Source organism: Amphibacillus indicireducens (genome assembly GCF_039539605.1).
Taxonomy (GTDB): Bacteria; Bacillota; Bacilli; order Bacillales; family Amphibacillaceae; genus Amphibacillus; species Amphibacillus indicireducens.
Genome location: NZ_BAABDL010000079.1, coordinates 1 through 9,733, shown reverse-complemented (window position 1 = coordinate 9,733; position 9,733 = coordinate 1). Strand labels below are relative to the sequence as shown.

7 protein-coding genes are annotated in these 9,733 nt (G+C 35.1%); 1 reads left to right on the top strand and 6 read right to left on the bottom strand.

What is annotated here, in order from left to right; translation table 11 throughout:
- Positions 1-450: 450 nt before the first annotated feature.
- From gtfA to ABD814_RS07620, 6 genes are all read right to left on the bottom strand, one after another.
- Positions 451-1,917: a sucrose phosphorylase gene (gene gtfA, locus ABD814_RS07645; protein ID WP_344911894.1), complete on the bottom strand. Its 1,467-nt coding sequence runs from the start codon at positions 1,915-1,917 to the stop codon at positions 451-453.
- A 15-nt stretch (positions 1,918-1,932) separates the two neighbouring features.
- Complete coding sequence (locus ABD814_RS07640; protein ID WP_344911892.1) at positions 1,933-2,889, bottom strand: carbohydrate kinase family protein; 957 nt, start codon at positions 2,887-2,889, stop codon at positions 1,933-1,935.
- A gap of 16 nt (positions 2,890-2,905) precedes the next feature.
- Positions 2,906-5,095 carry an alpha-galactosidase gene (locus ABD814_RS07635; protein ID WP_344911890.1) on the bottom strand — a complete coding sequence of 730 codons (2,190 nt, stop codon included), beginning with the start codon at positions 5,093-5,095 and terminating at the stop codon, positions 2,906-2,908.
- A gap of 54 nt (positions 5,096-5,149) precedes the next feature.
- Entirely contained in the window at positions 5,150-5,974 is an 825-nt protein-coding gene (locus tag ABD814_RS07630; RefSeq protein ID WP_425549068.1) for a carbohydrate ABC transporter permease, read from the bottom strand.
- Complete coding sequence (locus ABD814_RS07625) at positions 5,971-6,810, bottom strand: carbohydrate ABC transporter permease (RefSeq protein ID WP_344911896.1); 840 nt, start codon at positions 6,808-6,810, stop codon at positions 5,971-5,973. Before ABD814_RS07625 ends, ABD814_RS07630 begins: the two co-directional genes overlap by 4 nt.
- Before the next feature lie 122 nt (positions 6,811-6,932).
- The gene (locus ABD814_RS07620) at positions 6,933-8,186 is read right to left on the bottom strand and encodes an ABC transporter substrate-binding protein (RefSeq protein ID WP_344911888.1); all 1,254 of its coding nucleotides are present in this window, start codon (positions 8,184-8,186) and stop codon (positions 6,933-6,935) included.
- A 331-nt stretch (positions 8,187-8,517) separates the two neighbouring features.
- Between ABD814_RS07620 and ABD814_RS07615 the strand changes: the two genes are divergently transcribed.
- Positions 8,518-9,507 (top strand): LacI family DNA-binding transcriptional regulator, encoded by a 990-nt coding sequence (locus tag ABD814_RS07615; RefSeq protein ID WP_344911886.1) that lies wholly within the window; start codon positions 8,518-8,520, stop codon positions 9,505-9,507.
- Positions 9,508-9,733: the final 226 nt, after the last annotated feature.

Genomic DNA, 9,733 nt, shown 5'->3' with positions numbered 1-9,733 from the left:
TAACTGGCATTCACTTTTGGCAATTTAATGGGCAAATCACCTATAAAAAATCAAGTTATGAATAATGCAGGTTCTAAATAGTTATATATCCTAAATTATTCATAGCTTGATTTTTTACAGTGATTTTGCGCATCAGATTGTCGGAGTAAATTGTTTTTATGCTTAGATGAAAACCCTGAAGCATTTATTGTTGGTAAAATACGACACCACAGCTAGGAGGATCTTAGCTTTTACTACAATCCGCTTGAATCAAACTTCAACTTCGTTATTTTTACGTTTGACTAAAAGCAACATACGGAAGAAATAATGATTGAAAAATGGACAGACATAGAATAAGGCAACAAAAATCAACCACCTCGGTTTATAAGATGGTTGATTTTTCAATTGATTATTTACCTAAAATGACAGTCACTCTTTTTTAAAAAATGTAATGTTAAATAAATAAAGAGCTTATAATATATATTCAACCTGCTCATTTTTACTGTTAATGTAGTCAATTTTTGCCTTACCCGATTTCAGACTGACAAACAGGGTGCAGATCGATTGATTATTTTCCCACCTTAAATTAATTGACTCTTGATCGCTTTCAAGAATAGTGAATGTTCCATCGAAAGCCGGATACTCATTTCTAAAACGAATCAGTTTGAGGAGTCTTTTTACAACGTTTTTATTCAGAGATTCTTCGACTTGTTCAATTGAGAAATTTTCACGATTAATCTCACGCCCATCTCCTGTTTCTTTGATCTTCTCTGCATTATTAGTACCTGCGAGCAAGCCTACATAATAAACTTGTGGAATCCCTGGTACGAAGAATTGAAGCGCACGTGAAGCGATATAAAGATCATCCTCTTCATTCAACACTGAATAGTAGGTACAACGAATTTGGTGAACATCAAACCCATCTTCATCTTTATGTTCATCAGACATAATCAAGCTTAGATTTGATCCTCGGCGAACAGTTTCATCAACAAGATTCTGAGCTTCTTTTGTATCAATAAGTCCGTCCAAATCTGGCTTAACAGGAATACCATCATGACAATCCAACATGGTAAATTGGTTTGCTGGACGTTCTTTCAAGTAATCAATTAATGCGGTTGATTTTTTATTAATCATCGCTTCTAGTATTCGATATGGTAAAATAAAATCATAAATCCAGAATCCGTGTTCACTTAATTTAGATTGGATCGTATGGTGGGCATGAACTTCAGGTAATAAAACAATATCAAGCGAGTCTGCTAACTCCTTAATCCAATCTAAAAACTTATAGATATCAGGTTCAACAAAGAAACAACTCGTTCCTAATTTCTTAATGACATAACCGATCGCATCTAAGCGAACAATACTCACATTATTCTTCTTAAAATTCTCGAAAAACTCCGTAAATAAAGCCTTCACTTTCTCTGAGTGAATATCTAAATCAATTTGCTCTGACGGATTCGTTTTGCCAAACGTTGTCCATACACGTTCCGTCTCGCCTGTTGATTCTATAGTAAATGTTGAATAGGGCACTTCTCTTCGCAAAAACATTTTGTCAATGTCTTCTTTTCTAGGTTCACCATCAGGCCAAATTTTATCTAAGGTTAAAAAATAATCCGCATATTCTGATTGACGACCTCGCTTAATAAAATCCTGAAAATACGGTGACTGTTGAGAAATATGATTCACCATTAAATCCAGCAAAACTGCTCGATCTGTTCCTATACTCTTAATATCTTCCCAGTCACCAAAAGAAGGTTCTATTTCTAAATAATTTAATGGAGCAAACCCTCTGTCTCCAGATGATGGATACGGTGGGAGAATGTGAACACCACCAGTAAATATATCCTTGAAATATTTGTTTAGTAAATAATCTAGTTGTTTCAAGTCACCACCCATTGAATCAGGATAAGTAATGAGTTGTACTTCATTCTTCAACATTAAATCTACTCCTTGTCACACATTTATTTCTGATACTAGCAAGTCCCGATAATGTGGTAATTCTACAACTGCACCAGTAAATTGTAGTTTATATGCACTTGCTAAAAAACCAATTGTTAAAGCTTTCTCTACTGTCTCCCCAAGCGTAATACCTGTATAAAATCCAGACCAAAAAGCATCCCCAGCACCAGTCGTATCAATTATTTGCTTTGCCATTGTTTTATAATACGTTTTTTTTCGATCAAGCGAGACAATCGCACCATCTTTCCCGAGAGTCATTAGAACAGTCGGACACCCCAGTTGGTGAAATTTATCAATTTGGTTCTCTGCTGTATCAGGACCGAATAGACGCTCAGCATCATCTTCCGAAGGCTTTACAATATCAGCCTTCCCTATCATTTCTTTCATTATTTCAATACCTTCAACGGGATTATCCCAAAGCTCGGAATGGTAATTCGGGTCAAAACCAATTAGTACATTTTCTTGTTTTGCTAATTTAATTATCTCATAGACAACTTTCCTAGATTCATATTTTGATAATGGCCAAGAAGAAAAATGGATTATTTTAGTTTGCTTAATCGATTTACTTAATTGATCTGTTAATTTAATTTGATAATCACTGCCGCGATAAAAAATCGGAATAGGAGTTTCTTTACTTTTATTTAAAACAACCATACTTGTAGATTGTGAGCTGCGTTGAATTAACTCAGTATTAACTGATTGTTTGTTTAAGTGTTCTATTAAAAAATCACCCAAAACATCATCACCAACAGCAGACACTAGTTTAGATTTTGCACCTAACCGATTAACATTCATACATATATTTGCAGGAGAACCACCAAAATACGCTCGGAACTTATTATTATCAATTAAATTTAGATAACTGTCTGATATCATATCAATAAGAAGTTCCCCAATAGACAGCACATCAATTGGTGCATCCTTAAGTTGAAAAGGCTGATCCAGTTGCATTATATGATCACCCTCCTTATTTAACCTCTATCAAACGATACATTGTACTTTTAAAATCATGATCGGCATATGGAACGTTTAAACCTATGTTCATTAGACTGTCTCCACTAAAGACTTCACCTGTTTCGACAATCTGATAATCTTTATTTTCATCTAGTCCAGCTAACTTTACCGCGTGAAACGGTCCGTTTGCTTCGGCAAGAACATGAACATAAATAAAAACTGCTTGAGATTTTGCTTGATTTACATGAATAGATCCATAGCACCCCTCTTCAAACGGACTTAACAATCGATAATAATCTCCGTATTGAACAGTTTCGCGAATTGACTTATATAAATCAACTTGCTCTTTAATCCCTTTAATCTCTTGATCAGACAATTTTGTCACATCAAGTTCATAACCTAAATTACCATCCATTGCTACGTGCCCTCTTGTTTGAAGAGGCGTTATCCGACCAACTTGATGATTCGGCACCTCTGACACGTGAGATCCGATTGAACTGGTTGGATAAACAAGACTCGTTCCATATTGAATGCGTAAACGTGAGACTGCATCGGTGTTATCACTTGTCCATGTTTGTGGCATATAATGAAGCATACCGGGATCAAAACGTCCCCCGCCACCCGAGCAACTTTCAAAAAGAATCTCAGGAAAACTTGTCGTAATCGTCTCCATCACATAATATAGCCCTAGCATATAACGATGAGCTACTTCTTTTTGTTGATCCTCTCCCCAGTAACTCGATCCAATTTCCGTCATGTTTCTATTCATGTCCCATTTTACATAACTGATTGGAGCAGATTTTAAAATTTTAGAGATACGTTCAATAATTTCATCACAAACATCTGGACGAGAGAAATCAAGTACTAACTGATTACGACTTTCAGATCGTCTTCGATTAGGAACATGCAAACACCAATCAGGATGCTCTTTATATAATTCACTTTCAGGGGAGACCATTTCTGGTTCAAACCAAAGACCAAATTGCATTCCTAAGTCATTAATTTTTTCTGCGAGATGCTTCAAGCCATTTGGTAATTTAGCTTCATCAACCACCCAATCCCCTAATGAAGTAAAATCATCATCTCGCTTTCCAAACCAACCATCATCAAGAACAAATAATTCTATTCCAGCTTCATTTGCCTTAGTAGCAATTTCTAAGATTTTCTCTTCATTAAAATCGAAGTAAGTTGCTTCCCAATTATTAATTAAGATCGGTCTAACTTTATCACGATGAATACCACGAACTAATCGCCGACCATACAATTGATGATAAGTTTTTGACATATCACCTAAACCTTTATCTGTATAAACCATCACAACTTCTGGTGTTTGAAATACCTCGTCATTTTGTAACAACCATTCAAAATCAAAATCATTAATGCCCATAACAACACGTGATTGACTCGTCTGATCTACCTCAACCTCAGCTTTAAAGTTACCACTATACACAAAACTGAATCCGTAAACTTCCCCATTTCGTTCAGTTGTTTCTTTTCTCACCAATGCGATAAACGGATTTTGGTGGTGACTGCTTGAACCACGACGGCTTTCTACACTTTGCATACCACGTCGTAAAGGTAAACGTTCAATATCACGTTCACGTACGTGAGCTCCAGGTAAGTTAATCATTTCAAAATCAGTATCCCTAAAATCCATACTCATGGATGCTACTTTAGATAACCTCAACTTTTGTGTACCTTTATTTTCAAAGTGAACAGAACGTGTCATTGCATTTACATTATTAAATACGGTATAGGTAAGCGTGACATGCAAATTTGTCACCTCATCACGTAAATAGAGATAAAGCGTATCCGCTTCAGATTCATCCTCAATATACGTTGCAGGAAGGCCTTGAAGCTTTTCCTTACCTTTTTTAATTTCGTGATCTAAATAACGCAAATCAGTAATTCGACCGCCATCTTCTGTTTCAATCTGAACTGCCGGAGTACGAAAGTCAGTATTACCATATGCAGGATACTCCTGTGGTAATGTGTCTAATGAGAACGTTCGATCTTCTTTATTAGGATTCCCACTAAATCCACGATCAATATATCTTAATGAACGTGGCATCGAAGTTGAACGAACCCGCTTCCCCCAGTATAAATGCGCTAAATAGCCACCATTAACAATTTGAAATATATAACTTGATGATTTTGATTGTAAATGGAACATTTTCGTTTCATGATCAAAATAGATCGCCATATCATTTCCTCCTATATCAACTCTATATACCATTAAAAATAAAATTAGAGTAAATTAACCCTTAACAGCTCCCGCCGCTAAACCTTTAATAAATGATTTCTGTAGAATCAAAAACAGTGTAACCATTGGCGCCATAGCAATTAGCGCTGCAGCCCCAACTAACTGCAAATTATTTGTATTTTCTCCAAAGAAGCTTGATAACGCTACCGTCATTGTCTGAACAGATTTATCTTGCAAGAAGAAGATTGCAAATTGAAAATCATTCCAAATATATACACAGGATATTATTAAAATCGTTGCGGTAATTGGTTTTAAGAGCGGAAAAATAACTCTAAAGAAAATATTCATTGTACCTGCTCCGTCAATCCTTGCCGCCTCTTCCAATTCTTTAGGTACTGTCGAACGAATAAATCCGGCATATAGAAAAATAGTTAATGGTAAATATGATGCAACATTATTTAAAACAGCAATTGTTCTTGTATTCATCATTCCAATGTCTACTACTAATTGATATAACGGCACTAAAGCAGCAAGTGGTGGAATGATCATAATTGAAATAAAGAAAAAGTAGACCATCTTATTCAATTTAGTCTGACGACGCGCTAACGGATATGCCGCTAATGAACCAATAAAAATTAACACTATCGCCGAGAAAAATGTAATTGTTGTCGTATTAAATAGTGCTGAACCTAAATTTGCTTTTTCCCAAGCCTCAGAGAAATTTGACCAATTAATTTGATCGGGGAAAAACCACTTAGAACTAAAGTCTCCTCTCTCCTTACTAGCGGTTGTAAGCAAAACATAGAAAGGGATAAAATGGACTATGCTGATAACACTCGCTAAAATCGTTAACCATATTTTTGTTGATTTCTTCATCATGCTTCAACCTCCTTGCTCCGGAAATATACTAGGGCACTAAAACTGATAATTAAAATGACTAACATCATTAAAACTCCCTGCGTCGCTGCATATCCAGCATCTTGTCTTGAAAAGTATAGATTATACATATACGTCGACATTGATTGAGATGCCATACCAGGTCCACCATTCGTTAATGAAATGATTACATCAAATAATTTCAATCCACCAATAATATTAATAACCATATTAATCGTAACTGACGGCATTAATAGTGGGAGTGTAATATTTTTAAACTGTTGAAAACGAGATGCACCATCAATATTAGCTGCTTCGTAATATTCAGCCGAGATACTTTGCAAACCCGCAAGATAAATAATCATTGCAACTCCAACAAATTGGAAAGTATTAACCATCACAATGATCCAAATATTCGCATCCGGATTACCTAATAAATTCATTCGTTCAAACCCTAACCATACAAGAACATCGTTAAAAGCACCGCCTTGATAAGCAAAAAAGAAATACCAAATGTATCCCATAATTAATGGACTAATAATAACAGGCAAATAAATAATTGTTCTAGCTACAGCCTTCATACGAATACTTTGATTTAATAATAAAGCATAAAGTAAACCAATAACATTTTGAAAAATCGTACTACCAACACCATAAAGAAGCGTATTTCTTAATACCAACCAAGTATTTGGATCTTGAAGCATACGTTTATAGTTATCAAGTCCAATAAATTTATATGATTGGGAAAACCCATTCCAGTTAGTCAATGAAATTCTAATGCCATCTAAAAAAGGATAGACAATAAAAAAACTTATTAATAGCAATGCTGGTAAATACATCCACCATAATGATGACTTATCTGAATTGGTTTTTCTCTTGAGTTTATCTAGTTTCCCAGCCACTTTTATCACTCCAAATCTTACAACGAGTAGGTAAAACCTACTCGTTGTATTTTTTAAAATCACTCATTTTCAAGCAAGCGTGTATATTCTTTCTCCATAGTTTCTGATACGCCTTCAGGATCTAGTAGACCAGAGATTAATTCCTGAGCAGTTGTACCATAAACATCCCACATACCACTCGGTAAGAAAACACGATCAAAATATGGCTCAACGTTTACATCTGCAAACCGATCATAATCTTCTTGGAAATAAATATCAGGAGTGACTGTCGATAGTCCTGCTGGTAAGTCCATTCCTTCAGCAAGTTGCTTCGCAATTTCTGGTTGTGCCAAAAAGTCAATAAAGCGTTTTGCTTCATCTACATATTGAGTATCTTTTGAAATAGCAAACGTATGACGTTCACCACCAATCCAACTCATCGGACCACTCTCATGGATTGCCGGCAAAGGCATAACACCGACTTCTATATCTTCGTTTAACTCATGAACGGAGATAGCTGGCATTGTACCAGAAACAAAGGCAATTTTATTTTGTGCAAAGAGTTCAGCTCGTTCGTGAGATTGCGCTGATAAAATATCAGGATTCAGTAAACCTTCTTCATGCAGCATTAAAAAATTCTCTGGTAGATAAGTGTAATTATCCCAATTAAACGATCCATCTAATAACTCTGCTGAATAATCATGATCTTCTGCTGTAATGAGTAACTGCGTCGACATTAAATCAAAGAAATACCCTAAAGCATAACGATCTGAACCCTCAAACCATAAAGGTGTGACCTCTCCGTCAGTAGTATCACGAATTTGCTTCAATACATCTATAAACTCATCAAACGTAGTCGGTACATCAATCCCTAAGTCCTCTAGTAATGACTTGTTATAAGTAAGTCCATCCTTCGCTTGATTGATTGGATAAGCATATACCTTACCATCTTCATCCGTAAAAATAGATTCTAAAGCTGGATCTAAATCCGCCACCCAATCCATATCGCGTAAATCCATTGTATATTCACCATAACGATTTACAGCCCATCCATGAGTGTCGAACAAATCAGGCATATCATTTGCAGCCATTTTAACACGTAGCATACTTTCGTATTCTGTTGTCGGTAAGTTAACATCAATTTTTATATCTGAATTTTCCTCTTCAAACTGTGCAACCACATCATTTAAAGCAGTTTGTTCAACTTCATTAGTTATGGTTGAAAAAAGTGTTAGCTCAACAACCTCTTTACTAGATGTGTTATCGTTTCCACATGCCACCAAAGTTAGAACTGTCAACATTAATACAACAAATTCTTTTAAATATTTTCTCATTTTTTAACCCCCTATTTTTGTAAGCGTTATCAAATTCGGCATTATAAATCTAAGAAATTTAAAGAAAATTGCTGTGGTCACGCCCTCCTTTGGTTTAATGACTAGCCTTTTCAACTACATCATATCCCACGACAAAAATGTGTCAATCGTTTTCATATATTTATTTTGTTAATAAACGGTGAATACCTTTAATTTTAGGGTGATTACAGGGCTTTAAGATGAAGTGAAGTTATTTTACACAGAACAAATAAGATAAAACACTTTTATTTAGGGTAACGTTTGACATGTGGTATACTAATCAATATCAATAATTGTAAACGAGGAATGACACATGGTAGGAATTAAAGATGTTGCTAAAAAGGCTGGTGTTTCTGTCACCACCGTTTCACGAGTAATGAATAATCGTGGATATATCGGTGATCAAACCCGCAAGAAGGTTGAAGACGCCATTAAGGAATTAAATTATTCACCAAATCAAATCGCCCGATCATTACAATCTAATCAATCATATATTTTCGGACTCATTGTTCCTGAAATCCGCCACCCATTCTTTAGTGAAATGGTTCATTGGATCGAATATTATGCAAGTTTAATAAATTACAAAATTATTATTTGCAATTCTGTAAATGATAAGGAAAAAGAATCTGGCTACCTGAAAATGCTTAAAGAGCATCGTGCTGATGGTGTGATTATGTGTAGCCACACTTTAGAAACAGATGTCTACAAAAAATTAACAATACCTATTGTTTCTTTTGATCGCATTATCTCAACTGATATTCCTTATGTAGCGAGTGATAATTATCATGGTGGCGAATTAGCCACGCAACATTTAATCAAAAAGGGTTGCAAAAGATTACTTCATATAGCCGGCCCTCTTAATTTTGAAATGTTATCAAATCGGCGTTATGATGCTTTTCAAGTAGTATGTTCTCGTCATCAAGTCGAGTGGGATGTATTAGAAGGTGCAAATATCAATTTAACATTTGAAGATAATTATCGTTTTGTCGAAGAAAAACTCGGTGATAATTTGATTAATTACGATGGTGTTTTTTGTAGTAACGACCTTATCGCTTATGCTTTAAGTATGTATGCCAAAAAAAATAAAATTAATGTACCGGATGATTTGAAGATTGTTGGTTATGACTACAATTCTTTCACAAAAACACTACAATCACCCAGATTGACAACGATTAAACAACCGATTGAAACGTTGGCAAAGCAACTTGTTTATTCGTTACAAAAGCAAATAGAAAACAAAGGTAAGAGGGGCGCTGATCGATCAATCTATGATGTAGAGTTAATTGAGGGCGACACAACATAACATTTTATTTAAACAAATAAAGCACAGGTTAATTCACCTAGTGCTTTATTTGTTTGGTCTTACTTTCAATATAACATGAAATTCACATGACCTTTTATTTTAGGTGACTAACTTGATTATACAATCTCCCAATCGATTATTAAGTGAACTTAATTAGAACAAAGTCGCTATCGCGACTAAATCACGTCCCAAGTAAACAATATTTACTTGGGATTTTATCTCGCTT